Origin of the sequence: Streptomyces azureus, from assembly GCF_001270025.1 — a bacterium.
In the GTDB taxonomy this organism is placed as follows: Bacteria; Actinomycetota; Actinomycetes; order Streptomycetales; family Streptomycetaceae; genus Streptomyces; species Streptomyces azureus.
Map to the genome: position 1 here is coordinate 1 of NZ_DF968323.1, position 24,066 is coordinate 24,066.

Here is a 24,066-nt window from a genome sequence, read left to right on the forward strand (position 1 = left end):
CCCCGGCACAAGCGGTACGGCGTGCCCGAGCTGGACCGGGTGGCGGACGTGCTGGACGGCTCGGCCGAGCGCATCGCGCGCATGCTGACCGCCGAGCGGCGACTCGCCGCGGACGCCTCCCACCAGCTGCGGACGCCGCTGACGGCGTTGTCGATGCGGCTGGAGGAGATCACCCTCACCGACGACCCGGACACGGTGAAGGAAGAGGCGACGATCGCGCTGACGCAGGTCGAGCGGCTCACGGACGTCGTGGAGCGGCTGCTGACGAACTCCCGCGATCCGCGCACCGGCTCCGCCGTCACCTTCGACCTCGACGAGGTCATCCAGCAGCAGCTCGCCGAGTGGCGCCCCGCCTACCGCAGCGCGGGCCGGGCGATCGTCAGCTCCGGCAAGCGGCACCTTGAGGCCGTGGGCACACCGGGAGCGGTCGCGCAGGTGCTGGCCGCGCTGATCGAGAACTCCCTGATGCACGGTGGTGGCACGGTGGCGCTGCGCACCCGCGTCACCGGCAACCAGGCCGTCATCGAGGTCACGGACGAGGGCCCCGGCGTCCCCGCCGACCTCGGCGCGCGCATCTTCGAGCGGGCGATCAGCGGCCGCAACTCCACGGGCATCGGCCTGGCCGTGGCCCGCGACCTGGCGGAAGCGGACGGCGGCCGCCTGGAGATGCTCCAGGCCAAGCCCCCGGTGTTCGCCCTGTTCCTGTCCCGCACGCCCGTCGGGAAGTCCCACGGTCGCGCGGACGAGCCGATGATCCGCTGACGCGGCTCACGGCACCCCCTACGGCACCCGCTGCCCGGCCCGCGACCGCCTGGCCCGTTCGCCCTTCAGGATCGATTCCGCGTCCGCCGCCGCCTCACGGGCCGGAAGGGCGCGGAACACCCAGCTGCGGTACGACCAGAAGCGGAACAGCGTGGCGATGCCGATGCCGAGGAACTTGAAGATGTTGTTCTGCAGCGGCGTGTCCCAGCCGAAGCCGTACGTGGCCGCGTACAGGACGCCGTTCTCGATGACCAGCCCGACGGCGCTGAACAGCAGGAACAGGGACATCTCCCGCGTACGGCGGGTCTTGTCGCGGTCGCGGTAGGTGAAGTAGCGGAAGCCGACGTAGTTGAAGACGATCGCCACGACGGTCGCGATGACGCTCGCGCGCACCACCTGGAGGTCGGTGACATGCCGTACCAGGTTGAACACGAGGAGGTTGACCAACACCCCGACACCGCCCACCGCGCCGAACTTGGCGACTTCGTGAACGAGCCGTCGGAGCCGCGAGGCACCATGTCCCATGGTCATGCAGGCCCCCGTCCGTGGTTGGCGTCAACTCAGCCATGCTAACCACCCTCCCGCGCGATCTTCCTGCGGACGCCGGTGGACGGCCGGAGATGGTCCGGGCAGGGCCGGGGAGGGGCAGGAAACCGGCCACCCTGGCGCGGCCGATACCCTGGGGGAGTGACGTTCCCGGTAGTCGGCATGGTCGGCGGGGGCCAGCTCGCTCGTATGACACACGAGGCAGGCATCCCGCTCGGCATCAGGTTCAAGCTCCTCAGTGACACCCCGCAGGACTCCGCTGCGCAGGTCGTGAGCGATGTCGTCGTCGGCGACTATCGCGACCTCGACACGCTGCGCGAGTTCGCCCGGGGGTGCGATGTGATCACCTTCGATCACGAACACGTACCCACCGAGCACCTCAGGGCCCTGGAGGCGGACGGCATCCCCGTGCGCCCCGGCCCCGACGCGCTCGTGCACGCCCAGGACAAGGGCGTGATGCGCGAGAGGCTCGACGCGATCGGCGTGCCCTGCCCCAGACACAGAATCGTTTCCGATCCGCAGGACGTGGCCGCCTTCGCCGCCGAGGGTGATGGCTTCCCCGTCGTCCTCAAGACCGTCCGCGGCGGCTACGACGGCAAGGGCGTGTGGGTCGTCGACTCCGTCGAGGAGGCCGCCGACCCGTTCAAGGCCGGTGTCCCCGTGCTCGCCGAGGAGAAGGTCGACTTCGTCCGCGAGCTCGCCGCCAACGTCGTACGCTCCCCGCACGGCCAGGCCGTCGCCTACCCGGTCGTCGAGTCCCGCCAGGTGAACGGCGTCTGCGACACGGTGATCGCGCCCGCCCCCGGCCTCGACGAGGGCCTCGCCCTGCGGGCCGAGGAGATGGCGCTGAACATCGCCAAGGAACTCGGCGTCGTCGGCCACCTCGCCGTCGAGCTGTTCCAGACCCGTGACGGCCGCATCCTCGTCAACGAGCTCGCGATGCGCCCGCACAACTCCGGCCACTGGTCGATGGACGGCGCCGTCACCAGCCAGTTCGCCAACCACGTCCGGGCGGTCCTGGACCTGCCCCTCGGCGACCCGCGCCCGCGCGCCACGTGGACCGTCATGGTCAACGTCCTCGGCGGCGACTACCCGGACATGTACTCCGCGTACCTGCACTGCATGGCCCGCGACCCCCAGCTCAAGATCCACATGTACGGCAAGGACGTGAAGCCCGGCCGCAAGGTCGGCCACGTCAACACCTACGGCGACGACCTGGACGACGTGCTGGAGCGCGCCCGTCACGCAGCCGGCTACCTGAGAGGCACCATCACCGAATGAGCCCTGTTGTTGGCATCGTCATGGGGTCGGACAGCGACTGGCCCGTCATGGAGGCCGCCGCCAAGGCCCTCGACGAGTTCGAGATCGCCTACGAGGTCGACGTCGTCTCGGCGCACCGCATGCCGCGCGAGATGGTCGCGTACGGCGAGCAGGCCGACGGGCGCGGGCTCAAGGTGATCATCGCCGGAGCCGGCGGCGCCGCCCACCTGCCCGGCATGCTCGCCTCCGTGACCCCGCTGCCGGTCATCGGCGTGCCCGTGCCGCTGAAGTACCTCGACGGCATGGACAGCCTGCTGTCGATCGTGCAGATGCCGGCCGGTGTCCCGGTCGCCACGGTCTCCGTCGCCGGTGCCCGCAACGCCGGTCTGCTCGCGGCCCGGATCCTCGCCGCGCACGACGAGGAACTCCGCGCCCGCATGCGCGAGTTCCAGCAGGAGCTGAACGACCAGGCCACCGAGAAGGGCAAGCGCCTGCGCTCCAAGGTCGAGGGCGCGAACGGCGGCTTCGGCTTCGGGAAGTGATCCCATGACGTCTCTCGACGACGCCCGCACGCTCCTCGCCGAGTTCCCCGTCGCCGACGGGCACAACGACCTGCCCTGGGCGCTGCGCGAGCAGGTCCGCTACGACCTCGACGCCCGCGATGTCGCCGCCGACCAGAGCGCCCACCTGCACACCGACATCCCGCGGCTGCGCGCGGGCGGGGTCGGTGCGCAGTACTGGTCGGTGTACGTCCGCACGGACTCGCCCGACCCGGTCGCGGCCACGCTCGAACAGATCGACTGCGTACGGCAGTTGATCGACCGGCACCCGGAGGACCTGCGGCCCGCGCTGACGGCCGCCGACATGGAGGCCGCACGCCGGGAGGGCCGGATCGCCTCCCTCATGGGAGCGGAGGGCGGCCACTCCATCGCCAACTCCCTGGGGACCCTGCGGGGGTTGTACGGGCTCGGCGTGCGGTATCTGACCCTCACCCACAACGACAACGTGGACTGGGCGGACTCCGCGACCGACGTGCCGCGGGCCGGCGGCCTCACCGCGTTCGGCCGGCAGGTCGTGCGGGAGATGAACCGGCTCGGCATGCTCGTCGACCTCTCCCACGTGGCGGCGACGACCATGCGCGACGCGCTCGACGCGAGCTCCGCCCCGGTGATCTTCTCCCACTCCTCGGCGCGGGCCGTGTGCGACCACCCGCGCAACATCCCGGACGACGTCCTGGAGCGGCTGCCCGCCAACGGCGGCATGGCGATGGTGACGTTCGTGCCGAAGTTCGTGCTCCAGGCCGCCGTCGACTGGACCGCCGCGGCCGACGAGAACATGCGCGCCCAGGGCTTCCACCACCTCGACACCACCGCGGAGGCCATGAAGGTCCACCGCGCCTTCGAGGAGCGGCACCCGCGCCCCGTCGCGACGGTGGCGACGGTCGCCGACCACCTGGACCACATGCGCGAGGTGGCCGGCGTCGACCACCTCGGCATCGGCGGCGACTACGACGGCACGGCCTTCACGCCCGAGGGCCTGGACGACGTCTCCGGCTACCCGAACCTGATCGCGGAGCTGCTGGACCGCGGCTGGTCGAAGGCCGACCTTGCGAAGCTGACCTGGAAGAACGCGGTACGGGTGCTGGACGCGGCCGAGGGCGTGGCACGGGGCCTTCAGGCCACGCGGTCGCCGTCCAACGCCACGATCGAGTCGCTCGACTCGCTCGACGGCTGAGCGTCGAGGGTGGGGTAGTCGGTGTAGCCGGTCGCCCCGCCCACGTACCTGAAGTACCGGTCGCGCCTCTCGTTCAGCGACGCCCTGTGCCGCAGCCGCGTCACGAGGTCGGGGTTGGCGAATCGACCGGATGATCGCCGACCTGGTCCGCTCCCGGAACACCCTGGACGAGGTGATCGGGGCGGCCCGGCCGCCGTGAGGTCACGTCCGCACGAGGCGACGGGAGACCGCCCCGTACTCCGAACGCCCCGCTCACCGGGAACAGCCCATCGCTCCGTGCGACGGTGACCGTACTGCACGACGACCACCGTACGGAGCCGCCATGGCAGACCTCCAGGACGACCTGCGCCCCGGCGTCGCGGCCGGCGGGTTCGACGACCTGTCAGAGTCGTGCCCCGACGAGGCCGTCGTCACGGCGGATCCCTACGAGCCCGTCTCCGACCCGGACGACGCGCCCCTGACCCGGTCCCACGCCATCCTCGCCGCACACCCCGTCGCCGACGGCTACAACGGACTGCCCCGGGCGCTCAAGCGACTGCCCTGGTACGACCTGGAGGACGGCGAGAGCACCGTCGCCACGGACGTGCCCCGCCTGCGCAGCGGCCATGTGGGCGCGCTGTTCTGGTCGCTGCACCTGCCCGAGGGCCTCGACGGCGACCGGGCCGTCGGCGCCACCCTGGAGCAGCTGGACCAGGCGAAGGCCGTCGTCCGCAGCTGCGACGAGGGCCTGCGGCCGGCCTGCACGGCCGGGCAGGTCGCGGACGCCCGCAACTGCGGCCGGGTCGCCGTGCTCCTCGGCCCCGCCGGGGCATCGGCCATGGGCGACTCGCTGGGCATCCTGCGCCAGCTGCACCTCCTCGGCCTGCGCATGCTGACGCTGAGCGGGGTGTCGTGGGCGAGCGACGCGGGGCTGACCCGGTTCGGCGAGGAGGCCGTGCGCGAGATGAACCGGCTCGGGGTGATCGCGGACCTCTCCGGCGCCTCCCCGCAGACCGTCCACCGCGTCCTGAACCTCTCCCGGGCACCCGTGCTGTGCAGCCGCTCCGCCGCCCGCGCGATCCGGCCCCACCCGGCCAACCTCCCCGACGACCTGCTGGCGGAGCTGGGCGCCGCCAAGGGGCTGTGCCTGGTGCCGCTGACCGCCGAGCAGACCGGCCCGACCGTGCGCGACGTCGCCGACCACCTCGACCACATCCGTGAGGTCGCCGGTGCGCAGTGCGTCGGACTGTCCGGCATGTACGACACCGGGGCTGCCCACCCGCAGGAGCTCGGCGACACCTCCTGCTACCCGCGGCTGATCGCCGAGCTGCTGCGGCGCGGCTGGGACGAGGCCGACGTGGCCCTGCTCACCTGGGGCAATGTCCAGCGGGTGCTGCGCGGCGCCGACTTCACCGCACGCGCCGCCCAACAGCGACGCGAGCCGTCGACGGCGGCGATCGCGGAGCTGGACGGGTGACGGGACGTGGTGCCGTGGAGCCCGGTGACCGAGGCCGGTTCGCCGGCTCAGCCGTGCTCGATCCGGCACAGGCAGAACGGATGCCCCACCGGGTCGGCGTACACCCGGAAGTCCTTCTTCTCGTAATCTTCCCGGTCCAGCACCCGCGCCCCCAGCGCCAGCACCCGCTCCTCGGCCGCGTCGATCTCCTCCCAGGTCGACCCGCCGTCGAAGTCCAGGTGGAACTGCTGGGCGTTCCGGTCGGCCCTGGGCCACTCCGGCGGGGTGTACCCGGGCGAGCGCTGGAAGGCGAGCCGCGGCCCGTCGGGGATCCGCAGCACCACCCAGTCGGGGTTGTCGTCCTCGGGCGTGCCGCCCCCGACCTGCGCGTAGAAACGGGCCAGCTCGCGCGGGTCGGGGCAGTCGACGACGACGGAACGGAAACGTGCCACAGCAGGCATGAGGTCTCCCGGTGTCAGCCGGCGCAGAGACAGAACGGGTGCCCGGCCGGGTCGGCGTAAACCCGGAAGGTCCGCGTCCGGTCCTCGGCGTCCAGCGGCTTCGCGCCGAGCGCCAGCACGCCCTTCTCGGCCGCGTCCAGGTCCTCCACGTCCAGGTCGAGGTGGAACTGCTGCGCGCCGTCGGGCCCCGGCCACCTCGGCGGTACGTACCCGTGGGATTCCTGGAAGGCCAGCGTCGGCCCGCCCGGCACCTTCAATTCGACCCACTCGCCCGAGCCGTCGGCCTCCACTACGGGAGTGCCGCCGAGCACCTCGGCGTAGAAGCCGGCCAGCGCGCGCGGGTCGGGACAGTCCAGGACGACGACACCCAGCTTGGCGAGAGTCATGACTTCCTCCTCGAAGTCGCTGTTACCCGTCACTGTTACCGACACAGCCCGGGTAACCGGTAACCGTTACTCCATGCTGGTCCATTGACGGTAACCTCGCAAGGGGAATCCCGAGAGGTACGGTCCAGCCATGACGGAGAGATCGCCCGCGCCCGGTGCCCTGACCCTGGTCGAGGCCCTGGTGAACACGCTGGACATCGAGTCGGGCGCCGACTCGCTGGACACCGCGGAGGGCCGGGCCCGTTTCGGGATCACGGGGGACGAGGAGGCCGAGCAGGCCCGTACCCTGCGCGAGTCACTGCGCGCGGCCCTGCTCGCCCACGCCGGTCACCAGCCGCACCGCGAGGTGACCCCGCTCGGCGAACTGCTGGCCGGAGCGCCGCTGGTCGTCACGGTCGACGAGGCGGACGGCTCGGCCGCCCTGACCCCCGCCGACGACCGCTCCCTGCCCGCCCGTGTCGCCGCCGCCGTCGCCGAGGCCCTGGTCGCCGGCACCTGGACCCGGCTCAAGGCCTGCGAGGCCGCCGACTGCCACTGGGCCTACTACGACCGCAGCCCGGCCGGCCGGGGCCGCTGGTGTTCGATGCAGGTGTGCGGGGCCCGCGCGAAGATGCGCCGCTACCGGGCCAAGGGGGCGTGAGCCGCCCCGCGCTCGGTCCCGGTGGGGCAGAATGCAACAAGACGCCGGTTCGGCCGACTGAGCCTCGGCCGAACCGGCGTCGCCTGTCTTTCGCGTACTGAAGCTCTGCCCGAGGTCTGCTCAAGGTCTGCTGAGGGTGCCCCTGAAGGCCGGCCGCGGGCTCAGGCCTTGGGCCGCCCCATCGCCCGGTACGTCCACCCGGCCTTGCGCCAGCGCTCCGGGTCGAGGGCGTTGCGGCCGTCGAGGATGATCCGGGCCGCCGCGACCTCCCCGAGCGCCTCCTCGTCCAGCTCGCGGAACTCCCGCCACTCCGTCAGATGCAGCACGATGTCGGCGCCCCGCACGGCATCCAGCGCCGAGTCGGCGTAGCCGAGGGTCGGGAAGACGCGGCGGGCGTTGTCCATGCCCTTGGGGTCGTAGACCGTGACCTGGCCGCCCTGGAGGTGGATCTGCCCGGCGACGTTCAGCGCGGGGGAGTCCCGTACGTCGTCCGAGTCGGGCTTGAAGGTCGCCCCCAGTACCGCCACGCGCTTGCCGAGGAACGGCCCGCCGCCCAGCGCCTGCCGGGCCAGTTCCACCATCTGGCCGCGCTGGCGCATGTTGATGGAGTCGATCTCGCGGAGGAACGTCAGCGCCTGGTCGGCACCCAGCTCACCGGCCCGCGCCATGAAGGCGCGAATGTCCTTCGGCAGACATCCGCCACCGAACCCGATACCGGCCCGCAGGAACTTCTTCCCGATCCGGTCGTCGTAGCCGATGGCCTCCGCCAGCTTGGCCACGTCACCGCCCGCGGCCTCGCACACCTCGGCCATGGCGTTGATGAAGGAGATCTTCGTGGCGAGGAAGGAGTTCGCGGAGGTCTTCACCAGCTCGGCGGTCGGGAAGTCCGTGACGACGAACGGCGAGCCCTCGGCGATCGGCGTGGCGTACACCTCCCGCAGCAGCTTCTCGGCCCGCTCGCTGCGCACGCCCACCACGATCCGGTCCGGGTGCAGCGTGTCCTTGACGGCGAAGCCCTCGCGCAGGAACTCCGGGTTCCACGCCAGCTCGGCGTCCTCGCCGGCCGGCGCGTGCGCGGCCAGGTAGGACGCCAGCCGGTCGGCGGTGCCGACGGGCACGGTCGACTTGCCGACGACCAGGGCAGGGCCCTGCAGACGCGGGGCGAGCGAGGCGAACGCGGAGTCGACGTAACTCATGTCGGAGGCGTACTCGCCGTGCCGCTGCGGGGTGTTCACGCAGACGAAGTGCACATCGCCGAAGGCGCCGACCTCCGCCCAGTCCTGGGTGAAGCGCAGCCGCCCGCTGGAGCCCTCGAAACCGGCGACATGCTTGCGCAGCAACTCATCGAGCCCCGGCTCGTACATCGGGGCTTCGCCGCGCTCCAGCATCTCGATCTTCTCGGGCACGACGTCGAGGGCGAGCACCTCGAAGCCCAGCTCGGCCATGGCCGCCGCGTGTGTCGCGCCGAGATAACCGGTGCCGATCACGGTGATCTTCAGGGCCATGGGTGCTCCAGGGGTCTACGGCAGGTGCGCGCCCGAGCATATCCGGGGCATGGGAGCGCGCTTCACAGGGCAACTTTCCCGCTGTCGCCCAGCTCACGTATCCCTCCCGTGGGCGACCCCATAAACTTTTGATTACTTAACGGTAGTTAGCGTCACCATCGCAGCGTTTTGGAGCGTGAGAGACCTTGGCCGGATCGGCTGACTTCGACCTGTACCGCCCGTCCGAGGAGCACGACATGCTCCGCGACGCCGTCCGCTCGCTGGCCGAGGCGAAGATCGCGCCGTACGCCGCCGCGGTGGACGAGGAGGCCCGCTTCCCGCAGGAGGCGCTCGACGCGCTGGTCGCCAACGACCTGCACGCCGTGCACGTACCCGAGGAGTACGGCGGCTCGGGCGCCGACGCACTGGCGACCGTCATAGTGATCGAGGAGGTCGCGCGAGTCTGCGCCTCGTCCTCCCTCATTCCCGCGGTGAACAAGCTGGGCTCGCTCCCCGTGATCCTCTCCGGCTCCGAGGAGCTGAAGAAGAAGTACATGGCCCCGCTCGCCAAGGGCGACGGCATGTTCTCGTACTGCCTGTCCGAGCCGGACGCCGGCTCCGATGCCGCCGGCATGAAGACGAAGGCCGTCCGCGACGGCGACCACTACGTCCTCAACGGCGTGAAGCGCTGGATCACCAACGCGGGCGAGTCCGAGTTCTACACGGTGATGGCGGTCACGGACCCGGCCAAGCGCTCCAAGGGCATCTCGGCCTTCGTCGTCGAGAAGTCCGACGAGGGCGTCTCCTTCGGCGCCCCGGAGAAGAAGCTCGGCATCAAGGGCTCCCCGACCCGCGAGGTCTACCTCGACAACGTCCGTATCCCCGCCGACCGCATGATCGGCGAGGAGGGCACCGGCTTCGCCACGGCGATGAAGACCCTCGACCACACCCGCATCACCATCGCCGCCCAGGCTCTCGGCATCGCCCAGGGCGCCCTCGACTACGCCAAGGGCTACGTCCAGGAGCGCAAGCAGTTCGGCAAGCCGATCGCCGACTTCCAGGGCATCCAGTTCATGCTCGCCGACATGGCCATGAAGATCTCGGCCGCCCGCGCCCTGACCTACCAGGCAGCCGCCGCCTCCGAGCGCGGCGACGCCGACCTCACCTACCTGGGCGCCGCAGCCAAGTGCTTCGCCTCGGACGTGGCCATGGAGGTCACGACGGACGCGGTCCAACTCCTCGGCGGGTACGGCTACACCCGCGACTACCCGGTGGAGCGCATGATGCGCGACGCCAAGATCACGCAGATTTATGAAGGCACGAACCAAGTTCAGCGGATCGTGATGGCGCGCAACCTGCCGTAACAGGCTCTTGCGTCAGTGAGTGAGCCTCCCGCCCTGCGGGAGGCTCACTCAGTCCTCGAACCCCTCCGCCGCCCGCTTCTCACGCAGCTCCATGATCGCCCGGCGGCGGGCCAGGCGGTGGGTGCGGCGGATCTGGGCTTCCTGGTAGCGGCGCTTGTCGCGTTCGGTCTCCGGGAGGACCGGGGGGACCCGGCGGGGCTTGCCGTCGGCGTCGACGGCCGCGAAGACGAGGTAGGCGGAGCCGACCTGGGTGGGCGGGGCGGACTCGTTCCAGCGTTCGGCCAGGACGCGGACGCCGACCTCCATGGAGGTGCGGCCGGTCCAGTTGACCTGCGCCTTGACGTGGACCAGGTCACCGACGCGGACCGGCTCCAGGAACGCCATCTCGTCCATGGACGCGGTGACGGCCGGCCCGCCGGAGTGCCGCCCGGCCACGGCACCGGCCGCGTCGTCCACCAGCTTCATGATCACCCCGCCGTGCACCGTCCCCAGAAGGTTCGTGTCGTTGTGGGTCATGATGTGGCTGAGGGTGGTGCGGGAGGCCGAAGTCGGCTTGCCCGGGATATCCGGAGTGCCGGAATCCGCAGCTGGGGCCTGGTCTGTCATGGCCCCTACCTTATGCCGAGGCGGTATGAGGGGGTTTTGTGTCAGCTTCGCCACAGCCGTGCTCTGATTTTCCGACGACTCTTGTATGGCCCACTACGGGGACCGGCACACTGGGGCGCATGAACAATTGGCCCGAGGGATGGTCCGACGACAACCGCGGCAGCCGGTACGGGCGCGGAAGCGCGAGCGCACAGCCCGAGAGCGCCCGCGTGATGCGGCAGGTCCGCCGCGGTCCGGCGCCGTCGCCCGGGCAGGCCGGCTACGGCGGCGCCCCGCCGTACAGCAGCGGAGTACCGCAGCAGCCTTCGTACGTCGACGGCGGCTACACCGAGCCGCCGAGCGGCTACGACAGCGGCTACAACACCGGCCAGGTCTACGGCTCCCCCGGCGGCAGAGGCCCCGGCGGTCCGGGCGACGGCATGTACGAGCCGCGCCCCGCGCCGAACTGGCGCCGCCGTATCAAGGTGACGGCCATCACGGTCGCTACGGTGCTGGTCGTGACGACCGTCGGCACGTACTTCTGGGCCGACTCCAAGCTCAACCGCGACGTCGACCTGTCGAAGGTCATCGACCGGCCCGAGGCGGGCGAGGGCACGAACTACCTGATCGTCGGCTCCGACAGCCGCGCGGGGATGTCGGCCGAGGAGAAGAAGAAGCTGCACACCGGGTCCGCCGAGGGCAAGCGCACGGACTCGATGATGATCCTGCACACCGGCAGCAACGGCCCGACGCTGATCTCGCTGCCGCGTGACTCGAACGTCACGGTCCCGTCGTTCAAGGGGTCCGACTCCGGCAAGTTCTACCCGGCCACGGGCCGCCAGGTGAAGCTGAACGCGGCCTACGCGGAGGACGGCCCCGAACTGCTGGTCCGTACCGTCGAGGCCAACACGGGCTTGCACATCGACCACTACGTGGAGATCGGCTTCGGCGGCTTCGCGAACATCGTGGACGCGGTCGGCGGTGTCGAGATGGACATCCCGCAGGACATCAAGGACACCAAGTCCGGCGCGGACCTCAAGAAGGGCAAGCAGACCCTCAACGGCGAGCAGGCCCTCGCCTTCGTCCGCACCCGCTACGCGCTCAGGGGCTCCGACCTGGACCGTACGAAGAACCAGCAGAAGTTCCTGTCGGCCCTGGCCAACCAGGTCGCCACGCCGAGCACGATCCTCAACCCGTTCAAGCTGTACCCGACCATGGGCGCAGGCCTGGACTCCCTCGTGGTCGACAAGGACATGGGCCTGTTCGACCTGGCGTCGATGTTCTGGGCGATGAAGGGCGTCAGCGGCGGCGAGGGCAAGTCGATGAACATGCCGATCTCGGGCAGCTCCGCGAACGGGAACCTCCAGTGGGACAGCGCGAAGGTGAAGACGCTGGTGAACCAGCTGAAGAACGACGAGACGGTCACCGTCTCGGGCAATTGAGCACCGGCACGCGCCGGGGGCACCCACGGGGGTGCCCCCGACTGCTGTGAGGCGGTCCTCACATCGTGGCGGCCGACATCGAGCGGCACATCTCGGCGCAGCGGCGACACGCCTCGGCGCAGCGCATCATCTGGGCGTCGTCCGGCATGGACATACACGCCTCGGCGCACATGTCACAGGCCCGGGCACACATCGCGCACATCTCGGCCGACAGCGGCGAGCGCCGCATCATCATGTCGGCGCACATGCGCGTCATCTCGGCGCAGTCCATGACCGCGCGCATGATCTGCATCTGGGCCTGGCCGCCCATCTGCAGGCAGGAGCTCATGGTCTCCTCGCACACGCTGTGGCAGGTCATGCACGCCTGGACGCAGTCCTGCATCTCCTTGCTCAGCGGGGTCACGGTGGCGGGCTGCTGGGTCATGATTCCTCCCGGGGAGGGGGACGGCGAGAGCCGGGGGTCGACCCTCGTGCCTTCCGTCCTACGCCTGCCCGGCCTCGACCGCCACGGGGCGGAAGGAAGGAATCCGCCATGCGTGCGTCATGCGTGCGTCACGGCCCCTACGAGCACGCCACCTCATCCCCCCGCACCACCCCGAACTCGCCCTGCCCCGGGTCCTCGGCCCGTACCTTGTGCACGCGTTCGAAGTCCGTGCCCGCGATGACCTTCAGGGTCGCGCCCAGGCCCTTGACCGGGCGGAGTTCGCTGCCCGGCAGGGCCGTGGCGAGGGACTTGGCCGAGCGGTCCCAGCGGGGGTCGTGGGCGACGATCGTGCGCTTGACGTCGCGGGCGGCGGCGTTCACCGGGGCACGGGTCGTACGGAAGCCCGTCGAGGCCAGGGCCGCGTCGACACGGCGGCCCAGCCCGGGCGTGCGGGTGCCGTTCTCCACCTGGACGCGGATCTGCTGGGGGGCGACCGAGACGATCCGTGCCGCGCTGCGCGACCGGTGCGCGGACAGCGGCTGGTCCTCGCGCAGGGCTTGGAAGAGCCGTTCCGCCTTCACGGGGTCCCATTTCAGAGTGGAGCCGACGCCCTTCACGGCGTATCCCATCCGCCCGATCGGGACGGTCGTGAACTCGGAGGAGGAGGGGGAGAAGTTCCGCATGGCCCGGCCCAGGTCCAGCATCTCGTCCGTGCCGAAGCCCTTGTCGGCCCGCACCGAGCCGAGCACGGCCCGTGTCACGTCCCGGAACTTCATCGGGTTGAGGAGGATCCCCGAGGAGGTGATCCGCTCCACGAGCGCCGCCATGAAGCGCTGCTGCCGTTTCATCCGGCCGAGGTCCGACGCCCCGTCGATGTGCCGCGCGCGTACGTACTGGAGCGCCTGTCCGCCCGCCAGCGTGTGCCGCCCGGCCGGGAGGTTCAGGCCGGTGTAGCTGTCCTTCAGGGGGGCCGCGGTGCAGATCTGTACGCCCCCGACCACGTCCACCGTCCTCATGAAGCTGGTGAAGTCGACCTCCAGATAGTGGTCGATCTTCACCTTCGTCATGCTCTCGACCGTCCGCACGGTCAGCTGCGGCCCGCCCTCGGCGTACGCCGCGTTCAGCTTGATCGGGTGCCCCCGGTGCCGCTTGCCCGTCGTTCGGTCGACGTGCGCGGGCATCGCGGCGTACGAGTCGCGCGGCAGGCTCACCACACTCGCCCGCTTCCGGTCCTCCGAGATGTGCACGATCATGATCGCGTCGGTGCAGTGGCAGGGCGCGCCGCCCAGCCGGTACTTCCGCCGCTCCTCCTTGTTGATCTTCTCGCGGCCGTCGGTGCCGACCAGCAGCACGTTCATGCCATGGCCCGCCCGCGGCCGGTTCTTCATGTCCTTGAAGGGGTCGACCCGGGCGATGTCCGCGTCCAGGCTGGTCATCACCGCGTGCCCGATACCGGCGGACGCGAGGACCACCACCGACAGGGTGGTGACCGCCCGCATGCACCAGCGCGGCATCCGGCGCCGTGCGGGCGGGGCGGGCCTGCGCGGGGCGCGCCCGGGGGAGGGGTGCGGGCGGCGCTGCGGGGCGGCGGTGGACCGAGGGGATCGCGGCGGCGTGGGCAAGGGGACACCTCCGGACGACGGCCGTACGTGGGATCCGTGAAACCGTAGGCCCATACGATCTGCGGCCCGCGGTATCGCCCCGGCGGCGCGCACCGGTGTCCCCCGTTCGCGGTAACGTGAGGCCCCTATGAACGCCAATCCCGACGTGCGGCTCCCCGCCGTTTCCGTGATCATGCCCGTCCTCAACGAGGAACGGCACCTGCGGGGAGCAGTCCAAGCGATCCTCGCGCAGGAGTACGCCGGCGAGATGGAGGTCGTGATCGCCCTCGGTCCGTCCACGGACCGCACGGACGAGATCGCCGCCGAGCTCGTGGCCGAAACCGCGTCTCTTAAAAGCAAGCGCGTGCATACCGTGCCGAACCCGACCGGTCGTACGCCGGCCGCCCTCAACGCGGCGATCAACGCCTCCCGCCACCCGATCGTCGTCCGCGTCGACGGGCACGGCATGCTCTCGCCCAACTACATCGCCACCGCCGTACGGCTCCTGGAGGAGACCGGCGCGCAGAACGTCGGCGGCATCATGCACGCCGAGGGCGAGAACGACTGGGAGCGTGCCGTCGCCGCCGCGATGACGTCGAAGATCGGGGTCGGCAACGCCGCCTTCCACACGGGGGGACAGGCGGGCCCGGCCGAGACCGTCTACCTCGGGGTCTTCCGGCGCGAGGCGCTGGAGCAGCAGGGCGGCTACAACGTGGAGTTCATTCGCGCCCAGGACTGGGAGCTGAACTTCCGTATCCGCGAGGCCGGCGGGCTGATCTGGTTCTCGCCCGAGCTCAAGGTGTCGTACCGGCCCCGGCCGAGCGTGAAGGCGCTCGCCAAGCAGTACAAGGACTACGGCCGCTGGCGGCACGTCGTCGCCCGGTACCACGAGGGCTCGATCAACCTGCGCTACCTCGCCCCGCCGACCGCCGTGTGCGCGATCGCGGCCGGGGTCCTGGTGGGCGCGCTGCTGACGCCGTGGGGTTTCGTGGTGCCCGGTGGCTATCTCGCGGCGATCCTGCTCGGCTCGGTCCCGGCGGGCAAGGGGCTGCCGCTGAAGGCGCGACTCCAGATCCCCGTGGCGCTGGCCACCATGCACATGTCGTGGGGCTGGGGCTTCCTGACGAGCCCGCGGTCGCTGGCGAAGAAGGTCATCGCGTCCCGGCGTCCGGCGGTCCGGGCGGACGCGGACGCGACCGCCGGCTGACGCACACCGCACGCGTGCGGGCCCCTCCCCCTCGGGAGGGGCCCGTTTCCGTCACCAGGTGAAGTTCGGGTTCACGTGCATACAGGCCTTGTCGTCCGCGCCGTTGAGCGCCTCGGCCGACTTCGGGGTCTTGTCGTTCCGCTTCGGTGCCTTGTAGGCCGTGCCCTCCCGCCAGTCGGCGCCCACGACGAGCGTGACGCCGGAGACGTCGGTCGACCGCTTCACCGAACCGAGCGGAATTCCCAGGGCCTTGGCGATCCGCTGGGCGTCGCCCTCCAGGTCGGCGCTCGGGTAGCGGAGGACGGTCCGCTCCTCGCTCCACGAGCCGTTGGTGTCGGCGACGGCCTGGACGAAGCCCTCCTCCTTCAACAGCCCGGCCACCGTGCTCGCGCGCCCCAGTGCCGCGGCCAGGGTGTCGGTCCGGGTGCCGTTGCGGACCTGGACGGGGATCTCGTCGTCGGCCGCGGCCGGGTCGGCGGAGGCCTTCTCCGCCGCCTTCTTCTCGTCCTTGTCCTTGCCGTCCAGTGCGATGTCCTCCCGCACCAGCCGGAACAGCTGCTCGGCGTCCTCGGTGGGCTCCACGCGGGCGCCGACGTACCGGTTGGGCATCGTGGTCATGGTGATGCGCTCCGGCTCCACCTTGCGCAGCTCGTCGCTGAGGTCGTAGAGCTTCTTGACGGTGTCGAGGCCGGGGTCGACGGTCAGCGCCCGGGTGGCCTCCTCGGCCAGTCTGCGGAGCTTGTTCGGGCTGCTGAGGGTGGCGTTCTCGCGCAGCTGGCGGACCATCGCGTTCATGTACATGTGCTGGGCCTTGGCGCGGGCGAGGTCGCTGCCGTCCTCGAAGCCGTAGCGGGTGCGCAGCCATTGAAGGGCCTGCTCGCCCTGGATGTACGAGGTGCCCTTCTCCAGCTTCAGGCCCGAGCCCTTGCCGTCGGAGGTGCGCGAGTGGATGTTGGCGTCGACGCACACCGGGACACCGCCGACGGCGTCGGCCATGGACACCACGCCCGCGAAGTCGACCATGATGAAGTGGTCGATGTGGATGCCGGTGAGCTCCTGCCAGGTGGCCACGGTGCAGCCCGGGCCGCCGTTCCCGAGGCTCTGGTTGGTCATCGTCCGCCCCTGGGTTCCCGGGTACACCTTCCCGTCGTCCGGGTCCGTGCACTTCGGGATCTTCACGAGCGTGTCGCGGGGCATGCTGATGACCGACATGTTGGTGCGGTCGGCGGACAGGTGCAGCAGCATCTGCACGTCCGCCAGCGGCGCGGCGCCGAACGTCTCGCGGGCGCCGCCGAGTTTCTGGTTCTCCTTGCTGTCCCGCGCGTCCGAGCCGATGAGCAGGATGTTCAGCGGCGTCTGCCCGGCGGCGTTCGGAGTCGGCGCGGCGACCTTGTTGTCGCCGAGGTTCAGCGCGTCCTTCTTGATGTTGCCGTTGAGATGCCTGTAGTAGAGGTATCCGGCCCCGGCCGTCCCGAGTATGAGGATGGCGAGCACGGCAGCGGACCACCTCAGCAGCCGCCGGGTACGCCGAGGCCGGCCTTCGCCGCTCAGCCCGCTGGGCGAGTCGCCCGCCGCCGACGTGGTCTCGCCCGGGCCCGGTTCCTGGCGGACGACCTGCCGCGTCTTGTTCTCCCGCACACCGCTCTGCGTCACTTGCCGGTCCTTCCGCCCCGAGCATGCAACAGGCCCGTCCTGCCCCCTGTTAGACGCACGACGGGCCTGTCAGTTGCCCTCAGCGGGTCAACTCGCGCACTTCACCTTGTCGGCGGTGGACTTCTCCACGTCCGCCTTCTCGACCGGGGCGTTGATCTTCACGCCGGCGCCCTTGAAGTCCTTGCCGAGGGTCAGGGTCATGGCGGGCAGGCCCTGGGAGTTGGTCACGCTCTCGCCGGGCTTCAGCGCCGACCCGGACAGCCCCATGATGTCGGCGAGGCGGCGGGCCTGGTCGGCCTGGTCGGGGGCGTACTCCAGCGTGGTCTTCGCCAGCTCGGCGGGCGCGTTCCCGCCGTTCTCCGACTTGGTCACGCCCTCCTCGACTTGGAGGTACTGGAGGGTCTTCTGCGCGGCACCGGAGACGGCACTGCCGTTGAGGACCCGGACCCGGACCTCGGAGGCCGGTGCCTTGGTGCCCTTCAGCCGCGCTGCCTGGGCGTCCTTCTCCTTCTTCTTCTGCTCCTTGACCTCGGTGAACGAGACGTCGTTCTTGATCATGTCGAACACCTGGGGAGCCTGCGACTCGTTGAAGACGACCGTCGCCTTCACCGTCTCCGCCGGGTTGTCCTTCACCGGGACGGTCGTGAAGGCGATGTTCTTCGTCGGCACCTTCTTCAGCTCCAGGGCGATGTCCTTGAGCGTGCCGACGCTGCCGATGGCCTTGTCCACGGTCAGCGCCTTGGTGGCGGCCTCGGCCAGCTTCAGCAGCTTCGAGGCGCTGGTGAGGGTGTCACTGGAGGACATCTTGCGCATGAGCGAGCCCAGGAACTGCTGCTGCACCTTGATCCGGTCCAGGTCACCGCTGTTGCCGAAGCTCTTGCGCGTACGGACGAACGCGAGGGCCTGCTCGCCCTCGACCTTCGACGGGCCCGCGGGCAGGACGAGTTTGGACTCCTTGTCGTTGACCGGCTTCTCCACACAGACGTCGACGCCGTCCACCGCCGTGGTCAGCGTCTTCACCGCGTTGAAGTCGGCCATCATGAAGTGGTCGACATCGATGCCGGTGTTCTCCTTCACCGTGCGCATCGTGCAGCCCGGGTCCCGGCCGCTCTCCCCGAGGCTCCGGTTGAAGCGGACCCCCTGTTGGCCCGGGACGATCTTCTCCGAGCCGTCCTCCAGCTTCGTCGGGCAGTCGGGGATGTTCACGATCAGGTCCCGGGGGATGCTGAGCGCGGTCGCGTTGGAGCGGTCCTTGGCGACGTGCAGCAGGATCGTGGTGTCGGCGTGCCCGGAACTGCCCTTGTCGCCGTAGCCCTCGTTGCCCTCACCGGTGCGCTTGTCCGTGCCGATGATGAGGATGCTGAAGGCCTCGTCCTTGCTGAAGTTGCTGGCGCCCGCGCTGCCGACGTCGGTCGTCGTGACGTTGCCCTCCAGGTGCCGGAGGTAGAAGTAGCCGGCCGCGCCGACCCCGACCAGCACGAACGCCATCGTGGCGCCGGTCCACATCAGCGCCTTCTTCGCCTTCTTCGGCTTCCGCTGCACCGGCCGGCGCCCGCCGCGGCGCCCGGGCGGCGGCTCCTCGGGCGCACCGCGCCGACGGCGCTGGGGCGGAACGTCGGTGCGGGTGGCACCGCCCTCACGGGATGCCGCGCCATGGGATGCCGCGTTACGGGGAGCCGCCTTGCGCGGTCCCGCCGTACGGCCGCCCGCCCCCGTCGGGGGAGTGGATCCGCGTGCCCCGGGTACCGGTGACTGCGCTGCGGATGGAGTCAGTCGCAGTTCGTATTCACCGGTGTTCGGATTGAGTACCCACTGGTCTGCGGGGTCGATCTGGTCCCCCCGCCCACGGCGTTGCGCGTCCACGGTTGTCTGTTTCCTCCGTCGGGGCACGCGGCGCCCTCTCCCCCCGGAAGGCGCACGGGTACTTGTCATCACAGAAGCACTGGATCGCTCACACTATCCGCCCAGTTGAACGTCGGTGTGCGCTGAATGACAAATTCAACGTCCATACATTTGGGCAATTCCGCCCAATTCCATGTGAGGGAAGTGAAAGGAAGCCGTCGACCGGTGTGCGAGTTGCTTCCGCGGTCGCTACCAGCGGTAGGGCGCGTACACGTCCATGCACTGCCCGGCGTCCGAGCCGTTGAGGGCGTCCGCGTCACCGGGCAGGCCCCCGGCCTTCGGAGCCGGTTGTTTCGGATAGGCCGTACCCGTACGCCAGTCGGCGCCCACGACGACCGTGACGCCGGAGACATCGGTCGACCGCCGCACCGAACTCGCGGGAACGCCCAGCGACTTGGCGACACGCTGCGCGTCGCCCGCCAGCTCGGCGCTCGGGTAGCGCACCACGGTCCGCTCCTCGGACAGCGCGCCCGAGGTGTCCGCGGCGGCCTTCGTGAAGCCCTTGCCCACGAGCAGCCGCGCGATGGCGCCCGCGCGCCCGCTCACCGGACCGAGGGTGCCGGAACGCGTGGCGTTCTGCACCAGGACGCCGATGGAGTCGTCCGCCGCGGCCGGATCCTCGGACGCCTGGGAAGCCTCGGACGCCTGGGGGGCCTTCTCACCGGTCTTCTTCGTGCCGGGCTTCCCGCCCTTGCCGTCGAAGGGCACGTCGTCGCGGATCATGGCCCACACCCGGTCGGCGTCGGCACCGGCCGGGACCAGGTGGTTGCGGTCCTGCGGGTCCTCGGCCGTGGGCAGCGTGGTCATGGTGATGCGGTCCGTCGGGACCGTCTTCAGCTGCGTTCCCAGGTCGTACAGCTTCTTCACCGTGCCGAGCTCCTGCGACACGTGCAGCGACCTGGTGGCCGCCTCGGCCAGGTCCGTCAGCCGGCCGGCGTCGGTGAAGACGTTCTGCGCCTTGAGCGTGCGGATCATCGAGTTCATGTACATGTGCTGCGCCCGGGCCCGCAGCGGGTCGCTGCCCCAGGCGTGCCGGGTACGCAGCCACTGGAGTGCCTGCTCGCCCTGGACCTTCTTCCGGCCGGCCGTCAGCTTCAGACCCGAGCCGCCGGGCACGGCGGGCAGCGGGCGGTCCCACACGTTCTGCCGCACGCACACCTCGATCCCGCCGATGGCGTCCGCCATCTTCACCACGCCCGCGAAGTCGATCGTCATCCAGTGGTCGATGTAGACCCCGGTGAGGTTCTCCCAGGTCGCGAGCGTGCAGCCCGCTCCGCCACGGGCCAGTGAGGCGTTGATGATCGTGTTGACCGGCGGGTACGTCCGCCCGGTCTTCGGGTCGGTGCACTTCGGTATGTCGACCCGGGTGTCGCGCGGAATGCTCACCACGGCGGCGCTCTTGCGGTCCGCGGCCAGGTGGATGAGCATCTGCACGTCACCCAGCGGCGGATTGCCGCGGTCCTTCCGGCCGCCGCCCAGCTTCACGTTCTCGTCGGAGTTTCGGCTGTCGGAGCCGACCAGCAGGATGTTCAGGGGCGTCTGCCCGGCCGCGTTCGGGGCGGATCTGCGCGCCTTGGAGTCGCCGCTGCTGCGCCGGCCCTTCTCGATGTTGCCGTTCAGGTGCTCGTAGTAGAGGTAGCCGGCGCCGGCGGTTGCGAGGATCAGCATGGACAGGGACGTCGCCGACCAGCGCAGAACGCGGCGCCCGCGGCCGGGCCGGCGGCCCCCCTGGCCGTCACCGCTCCCCGGCCCGGCGGATCTGCCCGGGACCGGCTCGCTCGGGACGGCACCCGGCTTGGTCCCCTCCCCGTACACACTGCTGCTCTGTGCCATCTGCTCTTCCTCACCCCCGCGTCACCGGACAAGGCCCGCCGTACGCCCTGTGAGACGTACGGCGGGCCGGTCAGGTCACTCGGCGCACTCGACCTTGTCCGCCGTGGACTTCTGGACACCCTCCGGCGCCTTCGACGGAGCGGTGAGTGAGGTGCCCGCCCCCTTGAAGTCCTTGCCGAGGGTCAGGGTCATCGCGGGCACCCCCTGGGCGTTCTCGACGCTCTCGCCCGGCTTCATCGCCGACCCGGGCAGGCCCATGATGTCGGCGAGGCGGCGGGCCTGGTCGGCCTGGTCGGGGGCGTACTCCAGCGTGGTCTTCGCCAGCTCGGCGGGCGCGTTGCCGGCGTTCTCCGACTTGGTCACGCCCTCCTCGACCTGGAGCCAGCTGAGCGTCTCCTGGGCGCTGCCGGGGTCGGCACCGCCGTTGAGGATCCGCACCCGGACCTCGGAGGCCGGGGCCTTGCTGCCCTTCAGCCGGGCGGCCACCGCGGCCGCCTCCTTCTTCTTCTGCTCCTTGACCGCGGTGAAGGAAATGTCGTTCTTGATCATGTCGAAGACCTGCGGGGCCGTCGACTCGTTCAGTACGACCGTGCTCTTGACCTTCTCCGCCGGGTTGTCGATCACCGGGGTCGTGGTGAACGTCAGGTTCTTGGTGTCGAGCTTGCCCAGCTCCAGACCGAGGTCCTTCAGCTTGCCGATGCTGTCCAGCTGCGAGTCCACGGTCAGCGCCTTCGTGCCCGCCTCGGCCAGATCGAGCATCTTCGAGGGACTGGTGAGCGTGTCGTTGGACTTCAGCTTGCGCATCAGCGCGCTCAGGAACTGCTGCTGGAGCCCGATCCGGCTCAGGTCGCCGCCGAAGCCCACGGCGTGCCGGGTGCGCACGAACGCCAGCGCCTGCTCGCCCTCGATCGTGTGCGTGCCCTTCGACAGCTTCAGATGCGAGTCCGGGTCGTCGATGTCCTTGCCCAGACAGACCTCGACCCCGCCGACCGCGCTGGTCAGCGTCTTGACGGCGTTGAAGTCGGCGACCATGAAGTTGTCCGGCTTGACCCCGGTCAGCTCGGTCACGGTCCGCATGGTGCAGCTGGGGGTACGGCCGTCCTGGCCGAGGCTGGTGTTGAAACGGACCTGCCGCGTGCCCGGGATGATCTTCTGCGAGCCGTCCTCCTGCGTGGTCGGGCAGTCCGGCACGTCGACGATGAGGTCACGCGGGATGCTCAGCGCGGTCGCGTTCGAGCGGTCCTTGGAGACGTGCAGCAGGATCGTGGTGTCGGCGTGCCCGACGCTTCCCGAGTCGCCGTAGCTCTCGTTGCCCTTGCCGGTGCGCTTGTCGGTGCCGATCAGCAGGATGTTGATCGCCTTGTCCTTCTGGAAGCCACCGGTGCTCGCGCCGTCGTCGGAGACGGACGCGATGTTGCCGTTCAGGTGCTCGATGTAGAAGTACGCGGCGCCCGCACCGGCGACCAGCACGAACGCCATCGCGCCGCCGGTCCACAGCAGGACCTTCTTCCCCTTCGCGGCCTTCTTGGCCGGCCGCCGCCCGCGCCGCCCCGGCAGCGGCTCCTCAGGCGCCCCGCGGCGCCTGCGCGGCGGCGCCGCGCGGTTCGGCGTCTCGGGCCGCGGCCTCCGGGGCGTCTCCGTGCGGCCGCGTGCCGGCGGGTCCGCGTCGGGGGCCGGTGGCTTGCGGGGGCCGGGGACGCCCGACTGCGGTGAGGAAGGGGACAGTCGCAGTTCGTATTCACCGGTGTCCGGATTGAGCACCCACTGGTCTGCGGGATCGATATCGTCCGCCCGCCCACGGCCTTGCGCGTCCACGGTTGTCTGTTTCCTCCGTCGGGGCACGCGGCGCCTCCCCTCCAAGGCGCCCGGGTCTCGGTCACACAGTGCGCGACCTCAGGACCGTCCTCAGAGCCGGGCGCACCGGATCGCTCACACTAACCGCCCAGTTCAGTGCCGAACGACGACGGTGACAAATTCCACGTCCCTACACCTGGGCAATTCGCCCATTTCTCGGGTGAAGAGTTCATTGTCTTGGAGTTACGTTGGTGCCCGCTTTACTCACAGGTGTCCTCGGCTGCCGTGTTCCCCCGGAACGTCGGCGGAGGAGAAACGGTGACGACGGGCCTCGCAAACGGACCCGGATGCGAATCCCCGTACGACCCGTCACGCGAATCGGTGGGCCTCAGAGGGGCGGATCCGCGCGGAACGTCCCCGGCCACCGCCACGGGCGTGTCCGTACGCAGCCGCTCGAACAGCCTCTCCGCCTGGGGCTCCACGAGTTGGTCGCGATTGGCGTCGTACGCGTACGACTCCCGTGGAACAGTCAGAAATTGCACACGTTCCATGGGGATATCGCGCAGCCCGCGCACGAGTTCGTACAAACCGCGAAGACTGGCCAGACCCGGATCGGTTGTGAGAGATGACGTGGCGGCGTCCAGTACGGGATACAGCTTCGCCGGATTCAGCAGGACGTCATTGCTGCGCACCTTGTTGACGAGTGCCCCGAGAAACCGTTGCTGACGCTCCATGCGCTCCGTGTCACTGCCGTCGCCGAGCGTCTTGCGGGCGCGGACGTAGCCGAGCGCCTGCTCGCCGTCGAGGGTCACCCGTCCGGCGGGGAGCCGCAGCCTGGCGGCCCGGTCGTCGATCGGCTCCCGCAGGCACACCTCCACGCCGTCGACGGCGTCGACCATCTCCTTGAAGCCGTGGAAGTCGACGACGACGTGGTGATCGACGCGGATGGCGGTGAGCTTCTCGACGGTCCGGATGGTGCAGGCGGAACCGCCTACCTGGAAGGCCTGGTTGAACATGGTGAACCGCGGCGCGCTGCGCGAGCCGTCCGGGCGCCGGCAGCCCGGCAGGTCCACCATCAGGTCCCGGGGCAGGGAGACGGCGGTGGCGCTGTCCCGGCCCGCGGACAGGTGCAGCAGGATCGTGGTGTCCGACCGCTCGGTCCCGGAGTCACGCCCGTAGCGCGCGTTGTCGTCGCCCTCGCGCGAGTCCGACCCGATCAGCAGGATGTTCCGGGCGTCCTTGACCAGCGAGGTGGGCCGCTCCTTCTCGTACCGCGCGAGCTCGGCAGCGGCGGCCTCGTCGGGCGTGATGTTCCCGCTGAGCTTCGCGTACACGGCCCATCCGGCCCCGCCGGCGGCGATGACGACACCGGCGACCCCGAACGCCCCGATCCGCACCCACCGCCGCCGACGCCGCCGCACCAGCCCCGGCCCACTGGCCGAGGCGCCCGCCCCCGGCCCAAGCCTCCCGGTGTCGCCCACGACAGAGACCACCCCTCACGACGTACGAACGTGCGCGCGCACTGCTCCTACGACTTTGGCGTGGATGGGGGG

The 24,066-nt window shown here is 70.3% G+C and carries 21 protein-coding genes and 1 pseudogene; 9 read left to right on the plus strand and 13 right to left on the minus strand.

The genetic code is table 11. From position 1 onward, the window contains the following. The coding region (locus AOQ53_RS23545; RefSeq protein ID WP_148640371.1) for a sensor histidine kinase at positions 1–762 on the plus strand (762 nt) is incomplete at its 5' end. Between the two features lie 18 nt (positions 763–780). Here AOQ53_RS23545 and AOQ53_RS23550 read toward each other — a convergent pair. Further along, positions 781–1,287: a GtrA family protein gene (locus tag AOQ53_RS23550; protein WP_059420217.1), complete on the minus strand. Its 507-nt coding sequence runs from the start codon at positions 1,285–1,287 to the stop codon at positions 781–783. 162 nt (positions 1,288–1,449) lie between these two features. On the opposite strand from AOQ53_RS23550, the gene AOQ53_RS23555 reads away from it, so the two are divergent. Genes AOQ53_RS23555 through AOQ53_RS23565 form a run of 3 tightly spaced genes read left to right on the plus strand, consistent with a single transcriptional unit; the run spans position 1,450 to position 4,302 of the window. Continuing rightward, complete coding sequence (locus AOQ53_RS23555; RefSeq protein ID WP_078945454.1) at positions 1,450–2,589, plus strand: 5-(carboxyamino)imidazole ribonucleotide synthase; 1,140 nt, start codon at positions 1,450–1,452, stop codon at positions 2,587–2,589. Continuing rightward, positions 2,586–3,110 (plus strand): 5-(carboxyamino)imidazole ribonucleotide mutase, encoded by a 525-nt coding sequence (gene purE / locus AOQ53_RS23560; RefSeq protein ID WP_078945455.1) that lies wholly within the window; start codon positions 2,586–2,588, stop codon positions 3,108–3,110. Before AOQ53_RS23555 ends, purE begins: the two co-directional genes overlap by 4 nt. Positions 3,111–3,114: 4 nt before the next feature. Further along, positions 3,115–4,302, plus strand: a complete 1,188-nt coding sequence (locus tag AOQ53_RS23565; protein ID WP_059420196.1) for a dipeptidase — start codon at positions 3,115–3,117, stop codon at positions 4,300–4,302. Here AOQ53_RS23565 and AOQ53_RS46480 read toward each other — a convergent pair. Further along, positions 4,242–4,421, minus strand: a pseudogene (locus AOQ53_RS46480) (alkene reductase); the annotation flags it as partial. The gene AOQ53_RS23565 and the pseudogene AOQ53_RS46480 overlap by 61 nt on opposite strands. Positions 4,422–4,624: 203 nt before the next feature. On the opposite strand from AOQ53_RS46480, the gene AOQ53_RS23570 reads away from it, so the two are divergent. Then, the gene (locus AOQ53_RS23570; protein ID WP_059420197.1) at positions 4,625–5,758 is read left to right on the plus strand and encodes a dipeptidase; all 1,134 of its coding nucleotides are present in this window, start codon (positions 4,625–4,627) and stop codon (positions 5,756–5,758) included. A gap of 47 nt (positions 5,759–5,805) precedes the next feature. Here the strand turns inward: AOQ53_RS23570 and AOQ53_RS23575 are convergent, their stop codons facing one another. Next, positions 5,806–6,198 carry a VOC family protein gene (locus AOQ53_RS23575; RefSeq protein WP_059420199.1) on the minus strand — a complete coding sequence of 131 codons (393 nt, stop codon included), beginning with the start codon at positions 6,196–6,198 and terminating at the stop codon, positions 5,806–5,808. Between the two features lie 14 nt (positions 6,199–6,212). Further along, on the minus strand, positions 6,213–6,584 hold the full coding sequence (locus tag AOQ53_RS23580; RefSeq protein ID WP_059420200.1) for a VOC family protein: 372 nt from the start codon (positions 6,582–6,584) through the stop codon (positions 6,213–6,215). Between the two features lie 130 nt (positions 6,585–6,714). Between AOQ53_RS23580 and AOQ53_RS23585 the strand changes: the two genes are divergently transcribed. Next, positions 6,715–7,224 carry a CGNR zinc finger domain-containing protein gene (locus AOQ53_RS23585; RefSeq protein WP_059420201.1) on the plus strand — a complete coding sequence of 170 codons (510 nt, stop codon included), beginning with the start codon at positions 6,715–6,717 and terminating at the stop codon, positions 7,222–7,224. 161 nt (positions 7,225–7,385) lie between these two features. Here AOQ53_RS23585 and AOQ53_RS23590 read toward each other — a convergent pair whose 3' ends face one another. Beyond that, on the minus strand, positions 7,386–8,729 hold the full coding sequence (locus AOQ53_RS23590; RefSeq protein WP_059420202.1) for a UDP-glucose dehydrogenase family protein: 1,344 nt from the start codon (positions 8,727–8,729) through the stop codon (positions 7,386–7,388). Between the two features lie 185 nt (positions 8,730–8,914). Between AOQ53_RS23590 and AOQ53_RS23595 the strand changes: the two genes are divergently transcribed. Next, positions 8,915–10,072 carry an acyl-CoA dehydrogenase gene (locus tag AOQ53_RS23595; protein ID WP_099054673.1) on the plus strand — a complete coding sequence of 386 codons (1,158 nt, stop codon included), beginning with the start codon at positions 8,915–8,917 and terminating at the stop codon, positions 10,070–10,072. Between the two features lie 48 nt (positions 10,073–10,120). Here the strand turns inward: AOQ53_RS23595 and AOQ53_RS23600 are convergent, their stop codons facing one another. After that, on the minus strand, positions 10,121–10,678 hold the full coding sequence (locus AOQ53_RS23600; protein ID WP_059420204.1) for an acyl-CoA thioesterase: 558 nt from the start codon (positions 10,676–10,678) through the stop codon (positions 10,121–10,123). Between the two features lie 119 nt (positions 10,679–10,797). On the opposite strand from AOQ53_RS23600, the gene AOQ53_RS23605 reads away from it, so the two are divergent. Then, a complete protein-coding gene (locus AOQ53_RS23605; protein ID WP_078945456.1) occupies positions 10,798–12,099 on the plus strand; it encodes an LCP family protein in 1,302 nt (433 codons plus the stop codon). 58 nt (positions 12,100–12,157) lie between these two features. Here the strand turns inward: AOQ53_RS23605 and AOQ53_RS23610 are convergent, their stop codons facing one another. Both AOQ53_RS23610 and AOQ53_RS23615 read right to left on the minus strand, forming a co-directional pair. Further along, a complete protein-coding gene (locus AOQ53_RS23610) occupies positions 12,158–12,523 on the minus strand; it encodes a four-helix bundle copper-binding protein (protein WP_059420206.1) in 366 nt (121 codons plus the stop codon). 137 nt (positions 12,524–12,660) lie between these two features. Then, positions 12,661–14,145 carry an LCP family protein gene (locus AOQ53_RS23615; RefSeq protein ID WP_099054674.1) on the minus strand — a complete coding sequence of 495 codons (1,485 nt, stop codon included), beginning with the start codon at positions 14,143–14,145 and terminating at the stop codon, positions 12,661–12,663. A gap of 127 nt (positions 14,146–14,272) precedes the next feature. Between AOQ53_RS23615 and AOQ53_RS23620 the strand changes: the two genes are divergently transcribed. Next, positions 14,273–15,331 (plus strand): glycosyltransferase family 2 protein, encoded by a 1,059-nt coding sequence (locus tag AOQ53_RS23620; RefSeq protein WP_059420210.1) that lies wholly within the window; start codon positions 14,273–14,275, stop codon positions 15,329–15,331. Positions 15,332–15,382: 51 nt separating this feature from the next. On the opposite strand, the gene AOQ53_RS23625 is transcribed toward AOQ53_RS23620, so the two are convergent. The 5 genes from AOQ53_RS23625 to AOQ53_RS23645 all read right to left on the minus strand — a co-directional run bounded on the left by AOQ53_RS23625 (position 15,383) and on the right by AOQ53_RS23645 (position 23,994). Then, on the minus strand, positions 15,383–16,984 hold the full coding sequence (locus AOQ53_RS23625; RefSeq protein ID WP_059420211.1) for an LCP family protein: 1,602 nt from the start codon (positions 16,982–16,984) through the stop codon (positions 15,383–15,385). Between the two features lie 87 nt (positions 16,985–17,071). After that, on the minus strand, positions 17,072–18,847 hold the full coding sequence (locus AOQ53_RS23630) for an LCP family protein (RefSeq protein WP_059420213.1): 1,776 nt from the start codon (positions 18,845–18,847) through the stop codon (positions 17,072–17,074). A gap of 228 nt (positions 18,848–19,075) precedes the next feature. Next, entirely contained in the window at positions 19,076–20,719 is a 1,644-nt protein-coding gene (locus AOQ53_RS23635; RefSeq protein WP_174523334.1) for an LCP family protein, read from the minus strand. 75 nt (positions 20,720–20,794) lie between these two features. After that, the gene (locus AOQ53_RS23640; RefSeq protein ID WP_059420215.1) at positions 20,795–22,534 is read right to left on the minus strand and encodes an LCP family protein; all 1,740 of its coding nucleotides are present in this window, start codon (positions 22,532–22,534) and stop codon (positions 20,795–20,797) included. A gap of 239 nt (positions 22,535–22,773) precedes the next feature. After that, positions 22,774–23,994: an LCP family protein gene (locus AOQ53_RS23645; protein WP_078945459.1), complete on the minus strand. Its 1,221-nt coding sequence runs from the start codon at positions 23,992–23,994 to the stop codon at positions 22,774–22,776. Positions 23,995–24,066: the final 72 nt, after the last annotated feature.